Annotated in this window: 36 protein-coding genes; 33 read left to right on the plus strand and 3 right to left on the minus strand. The window is 46.3% G+C overall.

Annotation, left to right across the window (positions count from 1 at the left end; all coding sequences use genetic code 11):
* Positions 1-145 precede the first annotated feature (145 nt).
* Both AB2U10_RS05750 and AB2U10_RS05755 read right to left on the minus strand, forming a co-directional pair.
* Positions 146-1,720 carry an amidohydrolase family protein gene (locus tag AB2U10_RS05750; RefSeq protein WP_367913393.1) on the minus strand — a complete coding sequence of 525 codons (1,575 nt, stop codon included), beginning with the start codon at positions 1,718-1,720 and terminating at the stop codon, positions 146-148.
* Between the two features lie 47 nt (positions 1,721-1,767).
* Positions 1,768-2,253 carry a hypothetical protein gene (locus AB2U10_RS05755; RefSeq protein ID WP_367913394.1) on the minus strand — a complete coding sequence of 162 codons (486 nt, stop codon included), beginning with the start codon at positions 2,251-2,253 and terminating at the stop codon, positions 1,768-1,770.
* A gap of 228 nt (positions 2,254-2,481) precedes the next feature.
* Between AB2U10_RS05755 and AB2U10_RS05760 the strand changes: the two genes are divergently transcribed.
* Positions 2,482-2,715 (plus strand): helix-turn-helix domain-containing protein, encoded by a 234-nt coding sequence (locus tag AB2U10_RS05760; RefSeq protein ID WP_367913395.1) that lies wholly within the window; start codon positions 2,482-2,484, stop codon positions 2,713-2,715.
* 19 nt (positions 2,716-2,734) lie between these two features.
* Here AB2U10_RS05760 and AB2U10_RS05765 read toward each other — a convergent pair whose 3' ends face one another.
* Entirely contained in the window at positions 2,735-3,427 is a 693-nt protein-coding gene (locus AB2U10_RS05765; RefSeq protein WP_493820286.1) for an NIPSNAP family protein, read from the minus strand.
* 159 nt (positions 3,428-3,586) lie between these two features.
* On the opposite strand from AB2U10_RS05765, the gene AB2U10_RS05770 reads away from it, so the two are divergent.
* The 32 genes from AB2U10_RS05770 to rplQ all read left to right on the plus strand — a co-directional run bounded on the left by AB2U10_RS05770 (position 3,587) and on the right by rplQ (position 20,409).
* Positions 3,587-4,072, plus strand: a complete 486-nt coding sequence (locus AB2U10_RS05770) for a hypothetical protein (protein WP_367913397.1) — start codon at positions 3,587-3,589, stop codon at positions 4,070-4,072.
* Positions 3,955-4,248: a membrane dipeptidase gene (locus AB2U10_RS05775; RefSeq protein ID WP_367913701.1), complete on the plus strand. Its 294-nt coding sequence runs from the start codon at positions 3,955-3,957 to the stop codon at positions 4,246-4,248. The genes AB2U10_RS05770 and AB2U10_RS05775 overlap by 118 nt, the downstream gene beginning before the upstream one ends.
* Before the next feature lie 400 nt (positions 4,249-4,648).
* On the plus strand, positions 4,649-4,846 hold the full coding sequence (locus AB2U10_RS05780) for a type II toxin-antitoxin system VapB family antitoxin (protein ID WP_367913398.1): 198 nt from the start codon (positions 4,649-4,651) through the stop codon (positions 4,844-4,846).
* A 389-nt stretch (positions 4,847-5,235) separates the two neighbouring features.
* Positions 5,236-5,853 (plus strand): 50S ribosomal protein L3, encoded by a 618-nt coding sequence (gene rplC, locus AB2U10_RS05785; protein ID WP_367913399.1) that lies wholly within the window; start codon positions 5,236-5,238, stop codon positions 5,851-5,853.
* A 53-nt stretch (positions 5,854-5,906) separates the two neighbouring features.
* Positions 5,907-6,536, plus strand: coding sequence for a 50S ribosomal protein L4 (gene rplD / locus AB2U10_RS05790; protein ID WP_367913400.1), 630 nt, complete (start codon positions 5,907-5,909; stop codon positions 6,534-6,536).
* Positions 6,537-6,540: 4 nt separating this feature from the next.
* Positions 6,541-6,828, plus strand: a complete 288-nt coding sequence (gene rplW, locus AB2U10_RS05795) for a 50S ribosomal protein L23 (protein WP_367913401.1) — start codon at positions 6,541-6,543, stop codon at positions 6,826-6,828.
* Positions 6,829-6,881: 53 nt separating this feature from the next.
* Positions 6,882-7,706 carry a 50S ribosomal protein L2 gene (gene rplB / locus AB2U10_RS05800; RefSeq protein WP_367913402.1) on the plus strand — a complete coding sequence of 275 codons (825 nt, stop codon included), beginning with the start codon at positions 6,882-6,884 and terminating at the stop codon, positions 7,704-7,706.
* A 13-nt stretch (positions 7,707-7,719) separates the two neighbouring features.
* Entirely contained in the window at positions 7,720-7,998 is a 279-nt protein-coding gene (gene rpsS / locus AB2U10_RS05805) for a 30S ribosomal protein S19 (RefSeq protein WP_367913403.1), read from the plus strand.
* 38 nt (positions 7,999-8,036) lie between these two features.
* Complete coding sequence (gene rplV / locus AB2U10_RS05810) at positions 8,037-8,393, plus strand: 50S ribosomal protein L22 (RefSeq protein WP_367913404.1); 357 nt, start codon at positions 8,037-8,039, stop codon at positions 8,391-8,393.
* A gap of 31 nt (positions 8,394-8,424) precedes the next feature.
* A complete protein-coding gene (rpsC, locus tag AB2U10_RS05815; RefSeq protein WP_367913405.1) occupies positions 8,425-9,219 on the plus strand; it encodes a 30S ribosomal protein S3 in 795 nt (264 codons plus the stop codon).
* A 32-nt stretch (positions 9,220-9,251) separates the two neighbouring features.
* Entirely contained in the window at positions 9,252-9,671 is a 420-nt protein-coding gene (gene rplP / locus AB2U10_RS05820) for a 50S ribosomal protein L16 (protein ID WP_367913406.1), read from the plus strand.
* 15 nt (positions 9,672-9,686) lie between these two features.
* The gene (gene rpmC, locus AB2U10_RS05825; RefSeq protein ID WP_367913407.1) at positions 9,687-9,872 is read left to right on the plus strand and encodes a 50S ribosomal protein L29; all 186 of its coding nucleotides are present in this window, start codon (positions 9,687-9,689) and stop codon (positions 9,870-9,872) included.
* Between the two features lie 17 nt (positions 9,873-9,889).
* The gene (rpsQ, locus tag AB2U10_RS05830) at positions 9,890-10,144 is read left to right on the plus strand and encodes a 30S ribosomal protein S17 (RefSeq protein ID WP_367913408.1); all 255 of its coding nucleotides are present in this window, start codon (positions 9,890-9,892) and stop codon (positions 10,142-10,144) included.
* 36 nt (positions 10,145-10,180) lie between these two features.
* Positions 10,181-10,549 carry a 50S ribosomal protein L14 gene (rplN, locus tag AB2U10_RS05835; RefSeq protein WP_013408575.1) on the plus strand — a complete coding sequence of 123 codons (369 nt, stop codon included), beginning with the start codon at positions 10,181-10,183 and terminating at the stop codon, positions 10,547-10,549.
* A 24-nt stretch (positions 10,550-10,573) separates the two neighbouring features.
* On the plus strand, positions 10,574-10,912 hold the full coding sequence (rplX, locus tag AB2U10_RS05840; protein WP_367913409.1) for a 50S ribosomal protein L24: 339 nt from the start codon (positions 10,574-10,576) through the stop codon (positions 10,910-10,912).
* Between the two features lie 36 nt (positions 10,913-10,948).
* Complete coding sequence (gene rplE, locus AB2U10_RS05845) at positions 10,949-11,497, plus strand: 50S ribosomal protein L5 (protein WP_367913410.1); 549 nt, start codon at positions 10,949-10,951, stop codon at positions 11,495-11,497.
* 18 nt (positions 11,498-11,515) lie between these two features.
* Positions 11,516-11,785, plus strand: coding sequence for a 30S ribosomal protein S14 (gene rpsN, locus AB2U10_RS05850; protein ID WP_367913411.1), 270 nt, complete (start codon positions 11,516-11,518; stop codon positions 11,783-11,785).
* Positions 11,786-11,898: 113 nt separating this feature from the next.
* Complete coding sequence (gene rpsH, locus AB2U10_RS05855; protein ID WP_367913412.1) at positions 11,899-12,300, plus strand: 30S ribosomal protein S8; 402 nt, start codon at positions 11,899-11,901, stop codon at positions 12,298-12,300.
* A 51-nt stretch (positions 12,301-12,351) separates the two neighbouring features.
* Positions 12,352-12,909, plus strand: a complete 558-nt coding sequence (gene rplF / locus AB2U10_RS05860; protein WP_367913413.1) for a 50S ribosomal protein L6 — start codon at positions 12,352-12,354, stop codon at positions 12,907-12,909.
* A 25-nt stretch (positions 12,910-12,934) separates the two neighbouring features.
* Positions 12,935-13,282: a 50S ribosomal protein L18 gene (gene rplR, locus AB2U10_RS05865; protein ID WP_367913414.1), complete on the plus strand. Its 348-nt coding sequence runs from the start codon at positions 12,935-12,937 to the stop codon at positions 13,280-13,282.
* Between the two features lie 10 nt (positions 13,283-13,292).
* Positions 13,293-13,796, plus strand: a complete 504-nt coding sequence (gene rpsE / locus AB2U10_RS05870; RefSeq protein ID WP_367913415.1) for a 30S ribosomal protein S5 — start codon at positions 13,293-13,295, stop codon at positions 13,794-13,796.
* Positions 13,797-13,820: 24 nt separating this feature from the next.
* Positions 13,821-14,000: a 50S ribosomal protein L30 gene (gene rpmD / locus AB2U10_RS05875; RefSeq protein WP_367913416.1), complete on the plus strand. Its 180-nt coding sequence runs from the start codon at positions 13,821-13,823 to the stop codon at positions 13,998-14,000.
* A 45-nt stretch (positions 14,001-14,045) separates the two neighbouring features.
* Positions 14,046-14,534, plus strand: coding sequence for a 50S ribosomal protein L15 (gene rplO, locus AB2U10_RS05880; protein WP_367913417.1), 489 nt, complete (start codon positions 14,046-14,048; stop codon positions 14,532-14,534).
* Between the two features lie 14 nt (positions 14,535-14,548).
* Positions 14,549-15,874 carry a preprotein translocase subunit SecY gene (secY, locus tag AB2U10_RS05885; RefSeq protein WP_367913418.1) on the plus strand — a complete coding sequence of 442 codons (1,326 nt, stop codon included), beginning with the start codon at positions 14,549-14,551 and terminating at the stop codon, positions 15,872-15,874.
* Position 15,875: 1 nt separating this feature from the next.
* Positions 15,876-16,679, plus strand: a complete 804-nt coding sequence (gene map / locus AB2U10_RS05890) for a type I methionyl aminopeptidase (RefSeq protein WP_367913419.1) — start codon at positions 15,876-15,878, stop codon at positions 16,677-16,679.
* Positions 16,680-16,683: 4 nt separating this feature from the next.
* The gene (gene infA, locus AB2U10_RS05895) at positions 16,684-16,902 is read left to right on the plus strand and encodes a translation initiation factor IF-1 (RefSeq protein WP_013408563.1); all 219 of its coding nucleotides are present in this window, start codon (positions 16,684-16,686) and stop codon (positions 16,900-16,902) included.
* A 23-nt stretch (positions 16,903-16,925) separates the two neighbouring features.
* A complete protein-coding gene (gene rpmJ, locus AB2U10_RS05900; protein ID WP_367913420.1) occupies positions 16,926-17,042 on the plus strand; it encodes a 50S ribosomal protein L36 in 117 nt (38 codons plus the stop codon).
* A 6-nt stretch (positions 17,043-17,048) separates the two neighbouring features.
* The gene (gene rpsM, locus AB2U10_RS05905) at positions 17,049-17,423 is read left to right on the plus strand and encodes a 30S ribosomal protein S13 (protein ID WP_367913421.1); all 375 of its coding nucleotides are present in this window, start codon (positions 17,049-17,051) and stop codon (positions 17,421-17,423) included.
* A 66-nt stretch (positions 17,424-17,489) separates the two neighbouring features.
* The gene (gene rpsK, locus AB2U10_RS05910; protein ID WP_367913422.1) at positions 17,490-17,885 is read left to right on the plus strand and encodes a 30S ribosomal protein S11; all 396 of its coding nucleotides are present in this window, start codon (positions 17,490-17,492) and stop codon (positions 17,883-17,885) included.
* Positions 17,886-17,953: 68 nt separating this feature from the next.
* On the plus strand, positions 17,954-18,559 hold the full coding sequence (gene rpsD, locus AB2U10_RS05915) for a 30S ribosomal protein S4 (protein WP_367913423.1): 606 nt from the start codon (positions 17,954-17,956) through the stop codon (positions 18,557-18,559).
* 96 nt (positions 18,560-18,655) lie between these two features.
* On the plus strand, positions 18,656-19,645 hold the full coding sequence (locus AB2U10_RS05920; RefSeq protein ID WP_367913424.1) for a DNA-directed RNA polymerase subunit alpha: 990 nt from the start codon (positions 18,656-18,658) through the stop codon (positions 19,643-19,645).
* 161 nt (positions 19,646-19,806) lie between these two features.
* Positions 19,807-20,409, plus strand: a complete 603-nt coding sequence (gene rplQ, locus AB2U10_RS05925) for a 50S ribosomal protein L17 (RefSeq protein ID WP_367913425.1) — start codon at positions 19,807-19,809, stop codon at positions 20,407-20,409.
* The last annotated feature ends 35 nt before the right edge of the window (positions 20,410-20,444 follow it).

The raw sequence follows: 20,444 nt of genomic DNA on the forward strand, positions 1-20,444 counted from the left end.
TCCGGATTATTGGCGCAGGATCCATCGTGCGGGGCTATGGACCGGCCCCTTGGTTTCCTGTTATACGAACCAGGATTCCTTACTCTCCACCCGTAACTCTCTACTCTCTACTCGGAACTCGGAACTCTCCACCCGGAACTCGGAACTATTTTTTCCCCGGCTGAGTAATTTCAAATTTTTCATCTTCCTTGGCTTTCTGAACGATCGCCTTCACGTCTTCCAGCAGCTTTTTGGCATCGTATACAATACCGTCTTTTACGGTATATTTTACCCCTCCCACACGTACCACCTCGTTGTCATCGGTCACCCGGATGGCTCCCGTACCGTACAGGGTACTGAAGTTGGCCAGCGGGTTTTCTGTGGTAATGACAAAATCGGCCAGCTTGCCTATCTCTACCGAACCCAGCTCTTTTTCCAGTCCCAGCGCTTCGGCCCCTTTAATGGTGGCCGATTGGATTACCTCTAAGGGGTGGAAGCCCGCCTCACGCAGCAATTCGAGCTCACGGATATAGGCAAAGCCATAGAGCTGATAAATATAGCCCGAATCAGAGCCGGTAGTGACCCTGCCGCCCCGGTTTTTGTATTCGTTCACAAAGCGCATCCAGAGGCGGTAGTTCTCTTTCCACCGGATCTCCTGCTCGGTACCCCAGTCGAGCCAGTAGCTTCCGTGGGACATGCGGCTGGGCCCGTAAAACCGCCACAGCGAGGGCAGGGTATATTCTTCGTGCCATTCGGCGCGGCGGGCACGCATGAAGTCGCGGTTGGCTTCGTAAATATTAAAGGTAGGGTCAAGGGTGAAATCCAGCTTCAGCAGCTCATCCATCACCTTATACCATTTTTCAGAGCCCGGTTCGGCCGCCTGCTTCCAGAGCTTTCCGGCCTCATCGAAACGGTGCTGCTCATTGTTGTAATTGTAGTCGGCGGGGTAATCCTGCAGGGTACGGTCGTTGAACAGGGCTTCGGGCAGTCCGTACCAGTGTTCCATAGAGGTAAGCCCGGCTTTGGCGGTAGCCAGCACATTCATGCGGGCCACATCCAGCTGGGCATGATGGCAGGCAGAACGCAGTCCCAGCTTCTTATTTTCTTCGAGCGCGGCACGGAAAACGGCGGGTTCTGCCCCGAAGAATTTGATGCCGTCAGCTCCCTTACGGGCATTTTCCTGCACCCAGATGCGGGCGGCTTCGGGGGTGCTGATGGCCTCCCTGCTGCCCGATCCGAAGAAGGTGTAGGCCAGGATACGGGGTGCCGTAATTTCATTTTTCAGGCTCAGCTGCTTGTGTCTGAGGGTCCAGTCGAGGCCGTTGCCCGAACCCGGTTCGCGTATGGTAGTGACCCCGTGGGCCAGCCACAGCTTGAAAACGTACTCTGACGGGGTGCCCTGGGCCCGCCCGCCGATATGACCGTGCATATCCACGAAACCGGGCATGAGGTACATCCCGGTACAATCCAGGTCTTTATCGCCGGCTCCGGCAGCGGGTCTTCGTTTCGGGTCGATGGGTACACCCGGGTAGCCTACCTGGCGGATCTCGCGGATCCGGTTTTGCTCCACCACAATATCTATAGGCCCTACCGGTGGCGCCCCGGTAGAATTGATAAGGGTAACTCCCCTGATGATAAGCCGGTTGTAAGGACCGTCGCCCTCCGTTCGCCGGGGAGCATCCTGGATCTGGGCCTGTGCACTGCCGGCAAGTATAAGAAGAAGCAGTAGTATTTTTTTCATAAATAAAGGTTTCGGTACCTAAAGTTATGAAAATATAGTCAATATCTCTACGGGGAGGGAAATTCCAGTCCTACCACGTCATGGAAATTTTGTTTTATCAGCTGCAGCAGGTAATCTATTCCGCCTTTATCCAGGTAAATTTTTTTTAGCTGATCGGGTGGGTTGATGTAACCGGGATAATGAATGTGCCGGGCAATAAAAAGCATTTCAGTGAGAAGAATTTTCCGGATGTTGGTCAGCTGATCAACGTCCAGGGCTATTGCCCCGCAATTCCGCAGGTCAATTTGCAGGTAATTTTTGTCGGAAAAGACATCTACATTCTTCAATGCGCCCTCATAATACTCTATTCCCAAAAAGGAAATGAGCTGCCGGCAGGTGACAACGATGTACATATACAGGGCTTCATCGGTTAGCGGGGCGGCTCTGCCGGACTTCAGCATGGCCTGGTAGCCGGATAATAATTGTACCCGGGGGTTAATGTACCGGGTACAAATCACTCTGGCATACTCGTGGTTAATATTTAGTGTTTTCATGGCTATAGAATTAGTGATTTAGGGGTTGTTATTATTCATGTAAAGCCATCTGACCTATAGGGGTAACAGGTATTGAGCTTTCTTATAAGTTATGATCCTCAAATAAAATACGTACTGGCCCGGCTTTTTAAAACATTCACCGGCCGCTTAATGCAAATATAGGGTTTAAATCCTATTTACCCAATATATTGGGTGGTAGAAATGTTTGTGTTGTTCCATTTTTGATATGTGAACAATTTAAGAAATAAGCACGTTTTGCTTACATTTGGACACCATTTAAAGAGTATTCGATTGGCTAAAGGTTGGAGCCAGGAAGAGCTATGCTTTAAAGCAGGATTGTCTAAAAATCAGATTGGCAATATCGAAAGGGGAGAGGTAAATGTAACTTTAACTACCGTAGTAGCTATTGCCAGTGCTTTTGGTATGAGCATTTCAGAGCTTTATACCGGGTTTGACCCGTAGAGCCGTTGAAGAAACGGCTCTAACGCATGCGTGAAAAATCTACGGGCCTGAGAAAGATACCCTCCATATTTTTTACGATTTTCCCGTCTTTTTCAGATTCATCCCGTACGTTTATCCATTGCGGATCACTCCGGAATGCTGCCAGCGAGCGGGCGGCGGTTTCAGCATCCGGATGGGTTCTGAAATACAGCAGGCTGCCGTCATCGGTATCGAAATACATGATGTTGGTCATGCCGTGTTTTTCGAAGAGTGTCATGGCATGATCCTTAAACCGTTTGATCAGGTCGGCGTATTTGCCCGGGTAGCAGTCGTAGGTGCGCATTTCAAACAGCCGGGGGACGTCAGCGGATTCCCGGTTTATGGCGGGGGTAAGTGAGGTGTTCAGCGTCATGAACCGGGAGGTGATCCGGGCCACGATTTTACCGTTAAGCTCCGAGTTACGGGCCACTTCCTGCCATTCGGGGTCGCTCAGAAACGATTTCCAGGAAGCTTCACGGGCCGCCTTATCGGGGAATCCCAGGATGTAATACAATACCTGCTCGTTACCTTCTGCCGGTACCCAGTAGCCGATATTCTCCATGCCGTGCTTCTCAAAGAGTTTCGTGGTATGGTTTCTGAACCGGTTGAGCAGGTCGCCCAGCTTGCCATCGTGGCAATAATAAGTTCTTAGCTCATAATAGGTAGACTGAGCAGGAGCAATAAGAGGTGTCATAAGGAAAAACAGAAGGAAAAAGATTTTATTCATCAGGCTGATTTTGAAATCGGTTCAAAGGTAAAGAGAAAAGCAATTAGATGAGCGGGTTTAAACGGGTAAAGCTTTTAAATTTAGTTTTAAATGTGCTACCTTTCAAAGTGGTTTAATTTTACCCCCGTGAAAAAAATACGCTGTTCCATTTTGATTTTGCTGCTGATCGGGGGAATTTACTTTTTCGGTTTTATGGCCGATGGCATCGATAAAAAGATGAATACCGTCAGCAATCCACACCCTTTGGAGAACCTGCAGCAAAAGGTAGAGCCTGTTCCCTTTATGGCCGACCTGCATTGTGATGCCCTGCTTTGGGACAGGAATTTGCTGGAGGAGGCCGATCACGGGCATGTAGACCTGCCGAGAATGCAAAAAGCGGGCATGGCGCTGCAATTCTTTTCTATTGTAAGCAAAACGCCCAAAGGCATTAATATTGAGCGTAACCCGGCGAACAGGGGATCTGTAACAATAACCGGAACCTCTCTGACCGGCACCTGGAAGAGCTCGGCTGCCGGAACGGGCTGGTGGGCATCGGCCTGTGGGAAACGGCGGTATGCGGTAAAGACGCCAGGGCCACGGCGCAGAACATCAAATACGTGGCAGACCGGATAGGGGTGGATAAGGTGGCATTGGGCAGTGATTTTGACGGAGCCATAGAAACCCACTTTGACGTAACGGGCCTGCCCCTGCTGGTGATAGAGCTTCAGAAGCTGGGCTTTTCTCAGGAAGACATAGATAAGATCATGGGCGGGAATGTGCGGGATTATTTCCTGCGGAACCTGAAATAGAAAACTCCTGCGGTGCCACCCCAGCCCCGAAGGGGCGTTATACGCTATCGACGGGCGAAGCCCGTCGTCTAAGGTAGCCACCTCGCCGCCTGCGTTCGTCTAAGCCAGCAGCTCTTTGCTCCCTGGTAGCCCTGAAGGGGCGGGATATTACGCCCCTTCAGGGCTACCAGGCAGGTGCCCTCACCGGCGCTTAGCGCACAGGGCCGCAGCCTGCGCCGGCAGGTTTAGCGTGGCGAGGGCTTCGGGTGTGGGGTGGGGCTGGGGGAGTATCATAGGGCTGTACCCTATGATGTGGGATAGCGCCCTTTCAGGGCTTATAGGAATGGAGAAATTGATTGAGTGGAGGTTTTGGGAGTAATATATCTTTTTTTGTATCTTTGTATATCAGAAAATATATATTATGAAAACATCCATAGATTTGCCCGAAGAGCTGATCAGCGAAGCGATGCGGATCAGCGGTGCCAAATCAAAGATTGAAGCCATCAAAAGGGCTTTGCAGGAAATGATTGAGCGGGAAAGGAGGTTGAAATTGCTCAAATTCAAGGGGAAGATAGACTTTGATATAGATTTGGATGCCGCCCGGGGCAGAACTTCCTGACTTATATGCCCTATATGGTTAAAATATTCCCCCAACTATTTCACCATTAAAAATTTATCCCTATCTTTGCACCGCAATTCCCGGAAGGAGTATTCTTTTTCTACGGTTTTGAGAAGTCGGAAATCTGCCGAAACCATCACTACCAGGACTTTAAATAGTCTCCGTTCGCGAAGTTTTATGGAAATCACCGTGAGGTAACAAGGCTTGTTCCTGCAATATAAAGTAGCCTTACCCGCCGTTTTGGGTTCACAGTGTTGTTCAAGTTGGTTCGTATGCCAACCTCTGGAGTTAAAAACTTGCTTTAAACTTTGAATATTGTATTGGTTTTCATACCTTTGCAGCCCGTTTCATGTTTGAGCGAAAAATTGCGAATAATATAAATTATAAATATGTCTGGTATTATTGGAAAAAAAATAGGGATGACCACCATTTTCAACAATGGTGCGGCTGTGCCTTGTACAGTGATTGAAGCAGGCCCTTGTGTAGTTACTCAGGTGAGAACTGAAGAAAGCGACGGATACAAAGCGATCCAGTTAGGCTTCGGTGAGAAAAAAGAAAAGAGAACTACCAAAGCCCTTTTAGGTCACTTCAAAAAGGCGAACACCACACCTAAAAGAAAGCTGGTTGAGTTTAAAGAGTTTGATAAGGAGTTCGCACTGGGCGCTACTATCAAAGTAGAAGACGTATTTACCGAAGGTGAATTTGTGGATGTCAGCGGTAATACCAAAGGAAAAGGATTCCAGGGCGTAGTGAAGCGTCACGGCTTCGGCGGGGTTGGACAGACCACTCACGGTCAGCACAACCGGGCCCGTCACCCGGGTTCAATCGGTGCCTGTTCCTATCCTGCACGGGTATTCAAAGGACTGAAAATGGCCGGTAGAATGGGTAACACCAAAGTGACCATCCAGAACCTCCAGGTATTGAAACTGTTCCCTGAGAAGAACCTGATCATCGTATCCGGATCTATCCCGGGAGGTAAAAACGGAATCGTAACCTTACATAAGTAATTCGTAATTTTTAAAGGTCGTGGCTGACGACATCGAAAAACAGCTGAGAAAAAATGGAAGTAAAAGTAATTAACAAAACAGGTAAAGAAACCGGGAAGTCGCTTCAGTTGAGTGACGAGGTTTTCGGAATTGAGCCTAACCAGCACGTGGTTTGGTTAGATGTGAAACACTATCTGGCTAACCAGCGTCAGGGAACTCACAAATCGAAAGAAAGAGCTGAGATAGCCCGTTCTACCAAGAAACTTCTTCGTCAGAAAGGATCAGGTGGTGCCCGTCACGGTTCTGCCAAAGCGCCTATCTACGTGGGTGGTGGTAGAGTGTTCGGTCCGCGTCCGAGAAACTACGATTTCAAACTGAACCTGAAAGTGAAGCAGCTGGCCCGTAGATCGGTGCTTTCTGCAAGACTGGCAGAAAACCAACTGAGAGTGGTGGAAGACTTCGGCTTTGAAAAGCCTAAGACCAAAGCCTATGTAGAGTTCCTGGATGCCCTTACACTGACCGGAAAGAAAACGCTTTTCGTAGTGAACGGTGCTGAAAACAACCTTTACCTGTCGGCGAGAAACATCCCTAAGACCAAAGTGGTGGATGTAAATTCAGTCAACACCTATGATCTGGTAAACACAGATACCATCCTGTTGGCGGAGAGTGCGATTTCTCAGTTAGAAACCATTTTGAAAGATTAAAGCAATGAGTATCTTAAAAAGACCCATTATCACTGAGAAGACTCAGGGGTTAAACGCAAAGAATAAATATACATTTGAGGTGGGCCGCGATGCCAACAAGATTTCCATCGCTGCTGCCGTAGAAAAAATGTACGGAGTAACCGTTGAGAAGGTAAATACCATTACCCAGATCGGTAAGAAAAAGTCGAGAATGACCCGCACCAAGATCAGCTCGGGTAAAACGGCTACTTACAAAAAAGCAATAGTTACACTTAAGGAAGGCGAAATCATTGATTTCTACGCCGAATTATAATCTAATTATAAAGTATAGCCCCGATGGGAATCGGGGCTGCAAAAGTTTGAACCATGGCAGTTAAAAAATTAAATCCGGTAACCCCCGGTACCCGACACAGAATTGCTCCTGACTTTTCTGATGTAACCACCAACAAGCCTGAAAAGAGCCTGCTGGGTGTTATCAAAAGAACGGGAGGTAGAAACAATGAAGGTCACAGAACCGCCCGTTATATCGGTGGCGGTCACAAGAGAAGATACCGTATTATCGACTTTAAAAGGGATAAATATGATGTTCCTGCAGAAGTATTGACCATAGAGTATGATCCGAACCGTACTTCCAGAATTGCACTTGTACAGTATACTGACGGCGAAAAGAGATACATCATCGCTCCTCAGGGTCTTAAAGTAGGTCAATCTATCGTTTCCGGTGAAAAAGTAGCTCCTGAAGTAGGCAATGCGCTTCAGCTGAAGAACATGCCGCTGGGTACTATTGTACACAACATTGAGCTGACTCCCGGAAAAGGTGCGCAGATGGCCCGCAGCGCCGGTACATACGCCCAGGTGCTGGCAAAAGAAGGGAAATACGTTACCCTGAAAATGCCTTCCGGCGAAATGAGACTGGTGCTCGCCAACAGCATGGCTACCGTAGGATCTGTTTCGAACCCTGACCACATGAACGTGGTATTGGGTAAAGCCGGACGTAACCGCTGGCTGGGCAGAAGACCAAGAGTAAGAGGGGTGGTAATGAACCCGGTAGATCACCCCATGGGTGGTGGTGAAGGCCGTGCGTCCGGAGGTCATCCGCGTTCACGTAACGGCCTGCTTGCGAAAGGTAAGAAAACCAGAAGCAAGAACAAGTACTCTAACAAGTTAATCATTTCCAGAAGAACCAAATAAAAACAAGTAATAAATGGCTCGTTCATTAAAAAAAGGACCATACATTGATTTTAGACTTGAGAACAAAGTCTTTGCAATGAATGACTCAGGAAAGAAATCCGTGATCAAGACCTGGTCAAGAAGATCCATGATTTCGCCAGACTTTATAGGACATACGTTTGCTGTACATAACGGAAACAAATTTATCCCGGTTTACGTGACAGATAACATGATTGGACATAAGTTAGGAGAATTTGCTCCTACACGTAACTTCAGAGGTCACGTAAATAAGAAAGATAAAGGTAAAAGATAATATTCTGAGGAGAAACTTCTCTACTAATAGATTAAGAAATGGAAGCAGTAGCAAAATTAAAGGATTTCCCTACCTCGCCGCGTAAAGCCAGGCTTGTAGCAGATCTTATCAGAGGTAAGAAAGTAAACCAGGCACTGGGGATTCTTTCTTATCAGCCTCAGCAGGCCGCACCGGTAATAAAGAAGGTATTACTATCTGCCATTGCCAACTGGCAAAACAGAAATGAAGATGCCCGTATTGAAGATGCTGATCTTTATGTGAAAACCATCATGATTGATGGCGGAAGAGTACTCAAGAGACTTCGTCCTGCTCCCCAGGGGAGAGCCTATCGGGTAAGAAAGCGTTCTCAGCACATCACCATCGTGGTTGACACACTGGAGAATCAATCAGCATAAGCAAATTAAGAATTTATATTAATCAGATACAATGGGACAAAAAGTAAATCCTGTAGGTTTAAGACTAGGTTACATAAGAGGCTGGGAGTCTAACTGGTACGGTGGAAAGACCTTTTCTGAGAAGCTTGTAGAAGACGATAAGATCAGAAAATATATTAACGCACGTATTCCCAAGGGTTCGGTTTCGAGAGTGGTTATCGAAAGAACCCTGAAAAGAATTACATTAACGATACATACGGCCCGGCCCGGTGTGGTTATCGGTAAAGCGGGGAGTGAAGTAGATAAGCTGAGAGAAGAGCTTAAAAAGCTGACCAAAAAAGACGTTCAGATCAACATCTTCGAGATCAAGAGACCTGAAATCGATGCCAAGCTGGTGGGTGAGACCATCGCGCAGCAATTGAGAGCAAGGATCTCCTTCCGGAGAGCCATGAAGCAGGCGATCCAGTCGGCCATGCGGGTAGGCGCTCAGGGAATCAAGATCAAGCTGGGCGGACGTCTGGGCGGTGCTGAAATGGCCCGTAACGAGCAATACAAAGAAGGCAGAATTCCTCTGCATACCCTCCGGGCAGACATTGATTACGCAGTAAGCGAAGCCCTGACCGTATACGGTCTGATCGGTATCAAAGTGTGGATCTTCAAAGGGGAGGTTTACGGTAAAAGAGACCTTACTTCGGTTCAGGCACTGGCTACAGAATCTCCGGACACCAAGAAGTCGTCGTTCGGCGGCGGACAGCAGGGTGACAGAAGAGGCCGCGGCGGAAGAGACGAAGAAGGCGGTAGAAAAAGAAGAGCTGGCGGTAGAGGAGCCGGCCATAAGAAAAATTAATTTAAGGGCTGTGAGCCGTAAACATTAGTATTATGTTACAACCGAAAAGAACCAGATTTAGAAAGCGTCAGAAAGGCAGAATCAAAGGTATTGCCAGCAGAGGACATGAGATTGCCTTCGGTTCATTTGCGATAAAGAGTTTAGAGCCGGGCAGGATCACTGCAAGGCAGATTGAAGCAGCCCGTATCGGGGTTACACGTGCCATGAAACGTGAAGGCCAGGTATGGATCAGAATATTCCCTGATAACCCCATCACTCAGAAGCCTCTGGAAGTGCGGATGGGTAAAGGTAAGGGAGCGCCTGAATATTGGGTGGCAAACATTTATCCGGGCACCATTCTTTTTGAATGTACCGGGGTTCCTTTAGAGTTGGCGAAAGAAGCTTTGAGATTAGCAGCTCAGAAGCTACCGGTTAAAACGAAGTTCGTGGTTCGCAGGGATTACGAAGCATAAAATTTCAAGAAGAAGATGAAAAAGAATGATCTAAGTGGCTTAACGGCTGAGCAATTGAAGCAACAGATAGCCGAAGAAAAGGACAGATTGGTGAAGCTTAAGTTTGCCCATGCAATTACTCCGATCGAAAATCCGAGGAGAATTACCGAGGCCCGTAAAAATATTGCACGGTTATCTACCGCTTTAACCAGTAAAAAATAATAAATTTTTAATTTCTCATGGAAAGAAAAGTAAGAAAAGAGCGTACTGGGGTAGTAACAAGCAATAAAATGGACAAATCCGGGACTATATCTGTGGTTCGGAAGGTGAAACACCCTAAATACGGAAAGTTCATGATCAGAAGCAAGAAGTTTATGTTCCACGATGAAAATAACGAAGCCGGAATCGGTGATACCGTAAGAATCATGGAAACCCGACCTCTTAGCAAGAACAAAAGTTGGAGATTGGTTGAGATTATTTCGAAGGCCAAGTAATCTGTTCATCACAAAACATAGTAAAAAGGTAATATAATGTTACAGCAGGAATCAAGAGCCAATGTAGCTGACAACAGCGGGGCTAAAGAAGTTTTGGTAATCAGGGTATTAGGGGGTACTAAAAAAAGATATGCCTCTTTAGGAGATAAGGTTGTAGTTACGGTAAAAAGTGCTCTTTCCTCTTCCAATATGAAAAAAGGTACCGTTTCCAAAGCCGTAGTGGTAAGAACAACCAAAGAGGTAAGAAGAAAAGACGGTTCCTATATCCGGTTTGAAGAAAATGCGGTGGTATTGCTGAATAACCAGAATGAGCCGCGCGGAACCCGGATCTTCGGACCCGTAGCCAGAGAGCTGAGAGAGAAGCAGTTTATGAAAATTGTTTCATTAGCCCCTGAAGTACTTTAATCATAGTAAAAGTAATTAATTGAAATGGAAAGGAAATTTAACAAGATACCTAAGCTTCACGTAAAATCGGGTGATACCGTGCAGGTGATTTCCGGGAACTCCAAAGGAAAAACCGGGAAGATCGTTGAGGTTTTGGTGAAGAAAAACAGAGTAGTGGTAGAAGGCGTGAATATCATCAAAAAACACGTCAAACCCAGCGCTCAGAACCCCCAGGGAGAGATCAGGGAGGTAGAAGCTGCCATTCACATCAGCAATGTGAAACTGGTAGATCCGTCTACAGGTAAGCCTACCCGTACCGGCAGAAAACTGAACGAAGCCGGTAAGCTGCAAAGATACTCGAAAGCAACAGGTAAATTTATCTAATGAAAACCGGGTGGGTCGGAAATCCACCTTACGAAAATGGCAAGATTAAAAGAAACATATAAGAACGAAGTAGTTAAGGCATTACAGGAGAAATTCCAGTACAAATCGATCATGCAGGTGCCTAAACTGGTGAAAATTGTAGTGAACAGGGGCGTGGGTGCTGCTACAGGCGACAAGAAGCTGGTAGACAGCAGCGTGGAAGAGCTGAGCACCATTACCGGTCAGAAAGCCGTACCAACCATCTCTAAAAAGGCCGTTTCTAACTTCAAACTGAGAGAAGGAATGCCGATCGGTGCTAAAGTTACCCTGCGTTCTACCATCATGTATGAATTCATGGACCGTCTGACTTCCGTGGCACTGCCAAGGGTAAGAGACTTCCAGGGTGTATCTGACAAAGGCTTTGACGGAAGAGGAAACTACAACTTCGGTGTAACCGAGCAGATCATCTTCCCTGAAATTTCGATCGACAAGATCAGCAAGATCCAGGGAATGGACATCACTTTCGTAACTACTGCCCAAACCGATGCCGAAGCATACGAACTGTTGAAAGCACTGGGAATGCCTTTCGCTAATAAAAATAAATAAAAGATATAATCACAGATCATGGCAAAAGAGTCAATAAAAGCTAGAGAGAGAAAAAGAGAGAAACTGGTAGCCCGCTATGCAGCTAAAAGAGAAGCTCTGAAAAAAGCGGAAGACTGGAAAGGTCTTGATGCCCTTCCCAAAAACTCTTCGCCTGTAAGACTTCATAACAGATGTAAGCTTACCGGTCGTCCGAAAGGATATATGAGGAGATTCGGCATCAACCGGGTTACCTTCAGAGAAATGGCCAGCAACGGATTAATTCCGGGTGTTACCAAGTCGTCTTGGTAAAAAAAGTTTTTTTTCTTATTCAGAATTATTATCTTTGCAGCCCAGTTAGATAAGTCACGCCCGTGATACTGTCTGACGTTGGCTTAAGGTATCCAAAATATTAACTTATTCAAATGATTACAACGGATCCAATAGCAGATTTTCTTACCAGAATCAGAAATGCTATTAAAGCGAGGCACAGAGTGGTGGATATCCCGGCCTCGAATGTGAAGAAAGAGTTGACTGCGCTCCTTTATGAAAAAGGATATATCGCCAGTTACAAATTTGAGGAGGAAGGTCCTCAGGGAAACATCAAAATTGCCCTGAAGTACAATCCCCAGACCAAAAAATCAGCTATTGTTAACCTGACAAGAGTATCCAAGCCGGGGCTTCGTAAATATGTGAAGTCTACTGAGCTTCCCCGGGTGCTTAACGGGCTGGGAATTGCTATCATCTCTACTTCAAAAGGTATTATTACCGATAAGGAGGCCCGTACACTGAACGTGGGCGGAGAGGTACTTTGTTACGTATATTAATTTTTGTTGACCGCTCAGCCCTTCAGGGGACTGAGCCTTAAACGTATAAACATGTCAAGAATAGGTAAAAAACCAATTAATATCCCTGCAGGAGTAACCGTAAACGTTGCTGACGGAAACGTAGTGAGCGCTAAAGGACCCAAGGGTGAATTAACACAGAAGATCGACGCCGACATGAAGATCTCTATCGAAGACGGCGTTCTGACCATTGAAAGACCTACCGAGCAGAAAAGACACAAAGCGCTGCACGGCCTTTCGCGTTCCCTGGTGAACAACCTGGTGGAAGGTGTAAGCACCGGTTATAAAAAAGAGCTGGAGCTGGTAGGGGTGGGTTACAAGGCTACCAATAACGGAAACGCTATTGATATGTCTTTGGGTTACTCGCACAACATCATCTTTGTGGTGCCGAAAGAAATTTCAGTAGCTACCCGGATGGAGAAAGGGAAAAACCCGATCATTACCCTGGAAGGTAACGATAAGCAACTGTTGGGCATGATCTGTGCCAAAATCAGGTCACTGCGTAAAATTGAGCCTTACAAAGGTAAAGGTATCCGTTTTGTGGGTGAAGTGGTGAGAAGAAAAGCAGGTAAGACTGCCGGTAAGAAATAATTAAGAACTTCAAAAGTTAACATATATGTCTGGTGTTAAGTCTGAAAGAAGACAAAAAATAAAATGGAGAATCAGGAAAAGAGTAAGCGGAACGGCCGAAAGACCCCGTTTGACTGTTTTCCGGAGCAATACCGGTATCTACGCGCAGTTGATTGACGATGTAGCTGGTAAAACCCTTGCAGCAGCATCAACACGCGAGCTGGGTTTAAAATCTTTAAATGTAGAGAACTCAAAGCAAGTAGGTGCTGCAGTGGCAAAGAAAGCGCAGGAAGCTGGTATCAGCAGTATCGTGTTCGACCGGAACGGATACCTCTATCACGGTAACGTGAAAGCTTTGGCTGACGGAGCAAGAGAAGCAGGACTTAACTTTTAATACTATTTAAATGAAAGCGATAAAAGTAAACGAATCAGAATTAAAAGAGAAAGTTGTAGCTATCAACCGGGTTGCCAAAGTAGTAAAAGGCGGACGTCGCTTCAGCTTTTCCGCTATCGTTGTTCTGGGTGACGGACAGGGTGCCGTGGGCCAGGGACTGGGAAAAGCCAACGAGGTAACTGACGCGATCTCTAAAGCCGTGGAAGATGCCCGTAAAAACCTGGTGAATGTTCCGATCATCAACGGAACCGTTCCCCACGATATGGAAGGAAAATTCTCAGGCGGTTTTGTATATGTGAAGCCTGCAGCACCCGGTACCGGTGTGATTGCCGGTGGTGCCATGCGTGCCGTACTGGAAGCAGCCGGAGTGCATAACGTACTCGCAAAATCAAAAGGCTCTTCTAACCCGCATAACGTGGTGAAGGCTACTATCGATGCGCTGACCAAAATGAGAGCTCCGCATGAAGTGGCTGTACAGAGAAGAGTGAAATTGAATAAAGTATTTAATGGCTGATAAAAGCCTCAAACATTTAGTAAAATGGCTAAAGTGAAAGTTACTCAGGTTAGAAGTACGATCAAAAGACCGAAGAATCAGAAACTTACTATGCAGGCTTTGGGCTTAACTAAAATAGGGAAATCTGTTGAAGTAGAAGCAAATCCGGCTATTGAGGGGATGATCCGTAAGGTGAACCATCTTATAACCGTTGAGAACATTTAATCAGGGATAACCGAGTAGTAGATTACTGCGATAAATTTTTTAAAAATGAAATTAGAATCATTAAAACCCGCTCAGGGATCCGTTAAAAGCAATACCCGTTTAGGTAGAGGACAAGGTTCAGGCGGCGGCGGAACAGCCAAAAGAGGTCATAAAGGTGCAAAATCACGTTCAGGCTACAGCCAGAAAAGAGGTTTTGAAGGTGGACAGATGCCCCTTCAGCGCCGGGTGCCTAAATTTGGTTTTAACAATGTGAACCGCGTGGCTTATAAAGCCATTAACCTGGATACCCTTCAGGCCCTTTTTGAGAAGACCGGAGAAGCCAATATGACGCTGACGTTCCTCAGAGAGCACGGCCTGGCTTCCAAATCTGATCTGATCAAAGTGCTGGGCAGAGGGGAGTTTACCGCTAAAGTAAACGTAACCGTTCACGCTTTCTCTAAATCAGCTGAAGAAGCTATTGCCAAAGCCGGTGGATCTGCAACGGTTTTCGGTGCTGCTGAAGCAGCCGGTAAAGAAGTAAAAGGTGGCGAATAATTGTTAGATAAACTATGAAAAAATTTATAACCACCCTAAAGAATATCTGGTCAATAGAGGAGCTCCGGAACCGTATCCTGGCTACTCTGTTCATCATTCTGGTTTTCAGGATCGGGTCGCATATCACCCTCCCGGGGGTTGATCCGTCGAAGCTGACCGATTTAACAGGGGGTAACGGACTTTTAGGCCTTCTGGATACACTGGTAGGTGGTGCATTCAGCAATGCTTCCGTGATGGCGCTGGGTATCATGCCCTACATCTCGGCATCTATTGCAGTGCAGCTGCTCGGACTGGCGCTTCCTTATTTCTCCAAACTGCAGAAAGAAGGAGAGTCAGGCAGAAAGAAGCTGAACCAGATCACCCGTTGGTTAACCATTGCCGTAACCGTTACACAGGGCTTTGCCTACCTGAAATCAACCATTCCTACTGACGCCATTGTGATTTCACAAGGGCTGTTTTACGTTGGAGGTGTGATTTTACTGGTGGCAGGAACCATGATGTGTCTCTGGCTGGGTGAGCGGATTACCGAAAAAGGAATCGGTAACGGTATCTCAATGATCATTATGATCGGTATCGTATCGCGTTTCCCCGGAGCTATCATCGGTGAAGGAAGAGCAAGAGTAGCTGACGGTCAGCCGCTTTACTTTATCCTGGAGCTGGTGGTGCTGTTCCTGGTGGTGATCTTTGCCGTAGGCCTTACCCAGGCGGTAAGAAGAGTGCCCGTTCAGTACGCCAAACAGATCGTAGGAAATAAGACGGTAAGCGGACAACGGCAGTACCTGCCTCTGAAAGTGAACATATCCGGTGTAATGCCTATCATTTTTGGCCAGGCCCTGATGTTTGTTCCTTCGTTTGTGGCCGGTTACTTTGCTGAGAAAAGCGATACGGCACAGTACATAGCCAGTGCATTCGGCAGCTTTACCACATGGGAATATAACCTGCTGTATGCCACGCTGATCATTGCCTTTACCTTCTTCTATACCGCTATTTCGATTAACCCTAATCAGATAGCCGATGATATGAAGCGGGGCGGTGGATTTATTCCGGGCGTAAAACCCGGACAGGCCACATCCGATTATATTGCACAGATACTGGACAGGATCACGTTCCCGGGAGCTATTCTCCTGGCACTGATCGCCATTTTCCCTGCTATAGCCAACCTGTTCGGAATGACGCAGATGTTTGCTTCATTCTATGGGGGTACTTCGCTGCTCATCCTGGTAGGGGTGGTGCTGGATACGCTGCAGCAGATTGAAAGCTATCTGCTGATGAAACGGTATGAAGGGCTCATGGAGTCAGGTAGAGTGCTGGGAAGAGAAGAGCAGCTGGTAACAAGATAAGATGGCAGGACGGGTAGTAATTCTTAAAAGTAGGGAAGAAGCGGAAATTATCAGGGCAAACGGTGAGATCCTGGGAAAGGCCCACGCTGAAGTAGCAAAGGTCATAGCTCCGGGAACCAAAACCAAAGACCTCGATAAGATTGCGGAAGAGTTCATACTGGACCACAAAGCGCGGCCTTCTTTTAAGAATTATAACGGTTTCCCGTTTTCGCTGTGTATTTCGGTAAACGAAGTAGTGGTGCACGGTTTCCCCGGCAACAGGGAGCTGAAAGACGGAGATGTGATCTCGATTGACGGTGGTGTTTACAAAAATGGCTTTCATGCTGACAGTGCCTATACCTACCTGGTAGGAGAGGTAGATGAGGCAACAAAAACCATGGTAAGAGAAACCAAGAGGTCACTTTTTGAAGGCATTGCCAAGGCAGCTCCCGGAAACCGGATCGGTGACCTGGGATATGCCATCCAGAGTTATACGGAGCAGCGGGGATATGGAGTAGTACGGGAGCTGGTAGGCCATGGTGTGGGAAGAAACCTTCATGAAGCACCGGATGTGCCTAACTACGGAAAACGGGGGCAGGGAACTAAAATACAGGCGGGAATGGTTTTAGCCATTGAGCCTATGATTACCCTGGGTAAGCGGTTTGTGCTTCAGGAGGCTGACGGATGGACGATCCGTACCGAGGACCGGTCACCGGCGGCACACTTTGAACATACGGTTTGGGTGACAGAAAGCGGATGCGAGATCCTGACCACCTTTGCCTATATCGAAGAAGTGTTAAGAAATAAAAATTTGGAAGTTTTATAAGGTTATGGCAAAACAATCGAACATAGAGGTAGATGGTGTCATTCTGGAAGCGTTGTCTAACGCCATGTTTAAAGTCCAGCTGGACAATAAGCATGAAGTGATTGCCCATATTTCGGGTAAGATGCGCATGAATTATATCCGTATCCTCCCCGGCGATAAGGTGAAACTGGAGATGTCGCCATATGACCTATCAAAAGCAAGAATTACATACAGGTACAAGTAAGGGATATTTTTAATACGACAGTAATGAAAGTTAAAGCATCAGTTAAAAAGCGTAGTGAAGACTGCAAAGTGATCAGACGCAAAGGTAAAATTTACGTAATCAATAAGAAAAATCCTAAGTATAAACAAAGACAAGGTTAATAATTTATGAGGATCTCAGGGGTAGATATTCCGGACAAAAAGAGGGGAGAAATCTCTCTTACCTATATTTACGGTATAGGTCGCAGTACAGCAAAGAACATTCTTAAGCAGGCCAACATATCTGTGGATAAGAAAGCCGGTGAATGGTCTGATGATGAAGCTAACGCTATTCGTGCCATCATCAACAATGAATTTAAAGTAGAGGGTGCGCTTCGTTCTGAAGTTCAGCTGAGCATCAAGCGTCTTATGGACATCGGTTGCTACCGGGGCCTGAGACACAGAAAAGGGCTGCCTTTAAGAGGACAAAAAACGAAGAACAACTCGCGTACCCGGAAAGGTAAGCGTAAGACCATAGCCAACAAGAAGAAGGCTACGAAATAATAAATAATTCATGATCAGGGGAGAGCGTTTTGCTTTCCTGCCTTTAATTTATCATTTTCTAATATAATGGCACAAGCTAAAAGAAAAGACAAAGCAAAAAAACGGGTAGTAGTAGTTGAACCTTACGGCCAGGTACATGTTAAGGCTTCTTTCAATAACATCATCATTTCGGTAACCAACAGTACCGGACAGGTGATCTCCTGGGCATCAGCCGGTAAAATGGGCTTCAGAGGTTCTAAAAAGAACACGCCTTATGCAGCGCAGATGGCGGCTCAGAACTGCTGCCAGGTAGCATACGATCTGGGTATGCGTAAAGCAGATATCTTTGTGAAAGGTCCGGGATCAGGCCGTGAGTCGGCGATGAGAACCGTACAAAGCGTGGGCATTGATGTAGTGAACATCTACGATGTAACTCCTATGCCGCATAACGGTTGCAGACCTCCAAAAAGAAGAAGAGTATAATTTATATAGTTTATCAACTCAAATGTTAGTTTGGACATTGGGGCTAACGATTTGAACAATTTAAGAAAATGGCAAGATATACAGGTCCGAAATCCAAGATTTCAAGAAAATTCGGCGAGGCAGTTTTAGGGCCTAGCAAAGCATTGGCAAAAAAGGCTTATCCTCCGGGACAACACGGAAGAGGCAGAAGAGGTAAAAAATCTGACTATGCACTTCAATTGCTGGAGAAGCAGAAGATTAAATATACATACGGTGTTCTGGAGCGCCAGTTTGCAAGAGTATTCCACCTTGCAGGTGTGAAAGAGGGCCAGACAGGTGAGAACCTTATCAAGCTGTGTGAATCAAGATTAGATAACATCGTTTACCGCTTAGGCATTGCCCCTACACGCAGGGCGGCCCGCCAGTTAGTGACGCACAAACATATTCTTTTGGACGGAGAAGTAAGCAACATCCCGTCTATCCTTGTTAAACCGGGACAAAAGGTGGCTGTTCGTGAAAAATCAAAGGCGCTGGATACCATTGCCAGCAGCACAAGCCTTAACGCCGCCAAAAAACACGGTTGGTTGGAATTTGACAACGCTGAACTATCAGGACTCTTTATCAACTACCCCGATATCGAGCAGATCCCTGAGAAATTCAATGTTCAGGCTGTTGTCGAATTGTACAACAAATAATTTTTATTTCACCTCTGTGCGTGCCACAGAGGTGAAACATACTTATTTGGGATAATCCCAAACTTATTTCGTTAACGAAAACAAAAACAGCACAGTATGTCAATTTTAGCATTTCAAATGCCCGACAAAGTCGTAATGGAGAAAGCCGACGACTTTCATGGTTTTTTCGAATTCAAGCCACTGGAAAGGGGCTACGGAGTGACCATAGGCAATGCTCTGCGTCGTATCTTGTTGTCTTCATTAGAGGGTTATGCGATTACATCCGTAAGATTTCCGGGTGTGCTTCATGAGTTTTCTGCGATTGAAGGTGTTGTAGATGATGTTACTGAGATAGTTTTGAATCTTAAACAGGTCAGATTCAAGAAGATCGCAGACTTTGTAGATAATAAAATCACGGTAAAGGTTAAAAACCAGGCTGAAATCACGGCCGGTGATATCAGCAAGTTTACTTCTTCTTTTGAAATATTGAACCCTGAGCTGGTGATTGCCCGCCTGGATTCCAAAAAAGAGCTGGAGTTCGAAATTATTGTAGATAAAGGCCGCGGGTATGTGCCCAGCGAAGAGCAAAAAACAGGCGATCTTCCCGTAGGGTTTATCGCTATCGACTCGATCTATACGCCCATCAAAAATGTGAAGTATAGCATTGAGAATACCCGTGTGGAGCAAAGAACCGACTACGAAAAACTCCTCCTGGAGATCAAAACAGACGGTTCCATTCACCCGGAAAAAGCCCTTCAGGAAGCTTCTCATATCCTGATCCAGCACTTCCTTAAATTTACCGATGAGAACATGGTGTTCGATTCGAAAAGCGATGAGGAAGACAATATGGTGGATGAGGAATTCCTGCATATGCGTAAGCTGTTGAAAACACCGCTTCAGGACCTGGATCTTTCTGTAAGAGCCTATAACTGCCTTAAATCGGCAGATATCCGCACTTTAGGAGACCTGGCGCGCCTGGAAGTAGCCGATATGATGAAGTTCCGTAACTTCGGTAAGAAATCACTCACCGAGCTGGAGCAGCTGATTGCAGACAAGCAGCTGCATTTCGGAATGGATGTATCGAAATACAAGCTGGACGAAGACTGATTTTTTATACCACATAGATACATAGGAATATAAGACTATGTTTCTATGTGGTTAGATATTAAAAATTTTATCGCAGAGAATAGTATAATTTAAAAATCGTAATAGGTGGGAGGCAATTGCTGCGATATGCTTCTTAACCGTTACTTACGAAAACCAACAAAATGAGACACGGAAAAACTGTTAACCACCTGGGAAGAACGAAGTCGCACAGAGATGCTCTGTTAGCTAACATGGCGGTTTCTTTGATCAAAGCCAAGAGAATCGAAACTACTTTAGCCAAAGCAAAAGCTTTGAGAAAGTATGTAGAGCCTCTGATCACCAAAGGTAAAAACGACACTACTCACTCCAGAAGGGTAGTTTTCTCTTACCTGCAGGACAAAGAAGCCATCAAGGAGCTTTTCGGTGAAATCGCTGTAAAAGTGGCGGAAAGAAACGGAGGTTACACCCGCATTATCAAATTAGGCCAGCGCCAGGGTGACAACGCCGAAGTGGCGCTGATTGAACTGGTAGACTTCAACGAAAACCTGCTGACCGCAGTTTCCGATGATAGCGAAGCCAAAGCGAAACGTTCAAGAAGAGGTAAGTCTAAGAAAGCTGAAGCCGCTCCTGCTGCTCCCGCTGCACCTGCCGCTGAAGAACCTTCTGCAGAAGTAGTAGAAGAGGCTCCTGTAGCTGAGGTGGTAGAAGACGCACCTGCTGCTGAAGAAGCTCCTGCCGCTGAAGAAAAGCCGGCCGATGACGCTTCAGAAGAAAGCAAAGCTTAATTTTGAGAAGTCTTTAAGAAGAAATCCCCGGGCAG

Source organism: Leadbetterella sp. DM7 (assembly GCF_040829825.2).
Taxonomy (GTDB): Bacteria; Bacteroidota; Bacteroidia; order Cytophagales; family Spirosomataceae; genus Leadbetterella.

What these genes read in the sequence shown, in the direction of transcription:
- AB2U10_RS05750 (WP_367913393.1), bottom strand. Translation starts at nt 1,720, where the DNA reads ATGAAAAAAATACTACTGCTTCTTCTTATACTTGCCGGCAGTGCACAG.
- AB2U10_RS05755 (WP_367913394.1), bottom strand. Translation starts at nt 2,253, where the DNA reads ATGAAAACACTAAATATTAACCACGAGTATGCCAGAGTGATTTGTACC.
- AB2U10_RS05765 (WP_493820286.1), bottom strand. Translation starts at nt 3,427, where the DNA reads ATGACACCTCTTATTGCTCCTGCTCAGTCTACCTATTATGAGCTAAGA.
- AB2U10_RS05780 (WP_367913398.1), top strand. Translation starts at nt 4,649, where the DNA reads ATGAAAACATCCATAGATTTGCCCGAAGAGCTGATCAGCGAAGCGATG.
- rplC (WP_367913399.1), top strand. Translation starts at nt 5,236, where the DNA reads ATGTCTGGTATTATTGGAAAAAAAATAGGGATGACCACCATTTTCAAC.
- rplD (WP_367913400.1), top strand. Translation starts at nt 5,907, where the DNA reads ATGGAAGTAAAAGTAATTAACAAAACAGGTAAAGAAACCGGGAAGTCG.
- rplW (WP_367913401.1), top strand. Translation starts at nt 6,541, where the DNA reads ATGAGTATCTTAAAAAGACCCATTATCACTGAGAAGACTCAGGGGTTA.
- rplB (WP_367913402.1), top strand. Translation starts at nt 6,882, where the DNA reads ATGGCAGTTAAAAAATTAAATCCGGTAACCCCCGGTACCCGACACAGA.
- rpsS (WP_367913403.1), top strand. Translation starts at nt 7,720, where the DNA reads ATGGCTCGTTCATTAAAAAAAGGACCATACATTGATTTTAGACTTGAG.
- rplV (WP_367913404.1), top strand. Translation starts at nt 8,037, where the DNA reads ATGGAAGCAGTAGCAAAATTAAAGGATTTCCCTACCTCGCCGCGTAAA.
- rpsC (WP_367913405.1), top strand. Translation starts at nt 8,425, where the DNA reads ATGGGACAAAAAGTAAATCCTGTAGGTTTAAGACTAGGTTACATAAGA.
- rplP (WP_367913406.1), top strand. Translation starts at nt 9,252, where the DNA reads ATGTTACAACCGAAAAGAACCAGATTTAGAAAGCGTCAGAAAGGCAGA.
- rpmC (WP_367913407.1), top strand. Translation starts at nt 9,687, where the DNA reads ATGAAAAAGAATGATCTAAGTGGCTTAACGGCTGAGCAATTGAAGCAA.
- rpsQ (WP_367913408.1), top strand. Translation starts at nt 9,890, where the DNA reads ATGGAAAGAAAAGTAAGAAAAGAGCGTACTGGGGTAGTAACAAGCAAT.
- rplN (WP_013408575.1), top strand. Translation starts at nt 10,181, where the DNA reads ATGTTACAGCAGGAATCAAGAGCCAATGTAGCTGACAACAGCGGGGCT.
- rplX (WP_367913409.1), top strand. Translation starts at nt 10,574, where the DNA reads ATGGAAAGGAAATTTAACAAGATACCTAAGCTTCACGTAAAATCGGGT.
- rplE (WP_367913410.1), top strand. Translation starts at nt 10,949, where the DNA reads ATGGCAAGATTAAAAGAAACATATAAGAACGAAGTAGTTAAGGCATTA.
- rpsN (WP_367913411.1), top strand. Translation starts at nt 11,516, where the DNA reads ATGGCAAAAGAGTCAATAAAAGCTAGAGAGAGAAAAAGAGAGAAACTG.
- rpsH (WP_367913412.1), top strand. Translation starts at nt 11,899, where the DNA reads ATGATTACAACGGATCCAATAGCAGATTTTCTTACCAGAATCAGAAAT.
- rplF (WP_367913413.1), top strand. Translation starts at nt 12,352, where the DNA reads ATGTCAAGAATAGGTAAAAAACCAATTAATATCCCTGCAGGAGTAACC.
- rplR (WP_367913414.1), top strand. Translation starts at nt 12,935, where the DNA reads ATGTCTGGTGTTAAGTCTGAAAGAAGACAAAAAATAAAATGGAGAATC.
- rpsE (WP_367913415.1), top strand. Translation starts at nt 13,293, where the DNA reads ATGAAAGCGATAAAAGTAAACGAATCAGAATTAAAAGAGAAAGTTGTA.
- rpmD (WP_367913416.1), top strand. Translation starts at nt 13,821, where the DNA reads ATGGCTAAAGTGAAAGTTACTCAGGTTAGAAGTACGATCAAAAGACCG.
- rplO (WP_367913417.1), top strand. Translation starts at nt 14,046, where the DNA reads ATGAAATTAGAATCATTAAAACCCGCTCAGGGATCCGTTAAAAGCAAT.
- secY (WP_367913418.1), top strand. Translation starts at nt 14,549, where the DNA reads ATGAAAAAATTTATAACCACCCTAAAGAATATCTGGTCAATAGAGGAG.
- map (WP_367913419.1), top strand. Translation starts at nt 15,876, where the DNA reads ATGGCAGGACGGGTAGTAATTCTTAAAAGTAGGGAAGAAGCGGAAATT.
- infA (WP_013408563.1), top strand. Translation starts at nt 16,684, where the DNA reads ATGGCAAAACAATCGAACATAGAGGTAGATGGTGTCATTCTGGAAGCG.
- rpmJ (WP_367913420.1), top strand. Translation starts at nt 16,926, where the DNA reads ATGAAAGTTAAAGCATCAGTTAAAAAGCGTAGTGAAGACTGCAAAGTG.
- rpsM (WP_367913421.1), top strand. Translation starts at nt 17,049, where the DNA reads ATGAGGATCTCAGGGGTAGATATTCCGGACAAAAAGAGGGGAGAAATC.
- rpsK (WP_367913422.1), top strand. Translation starts at nt 17,490, where the DNA reads ATGGCACAAGCTAAAAGAAAAGACAAAGCAAAAAAACGGGTAGTAGTA.
- rpsD (WP_367913423.1), top strand. Translation starts at nt 17,954, where the DNA reads ATGGCAAGATATACAGGTCCGAAATCCAAGATTTCAAGAAAATTCGGC.
- AB2U10_RS05920 (WP_367913424.1), top strand. Translation starts at nt 18,656, where the DNA reads ATGTCAATTTTAGCATTTCAAATGCCCGACAAAGTCGTAATGGAGAAA.
- rplQ (WP_367913425.1), top strand. Translation starts at nt 19,807, where the DNA reads ATGAGACACGGAAAAACTGTTAACCACCTGGGAAGAACGAAGTCGCAC.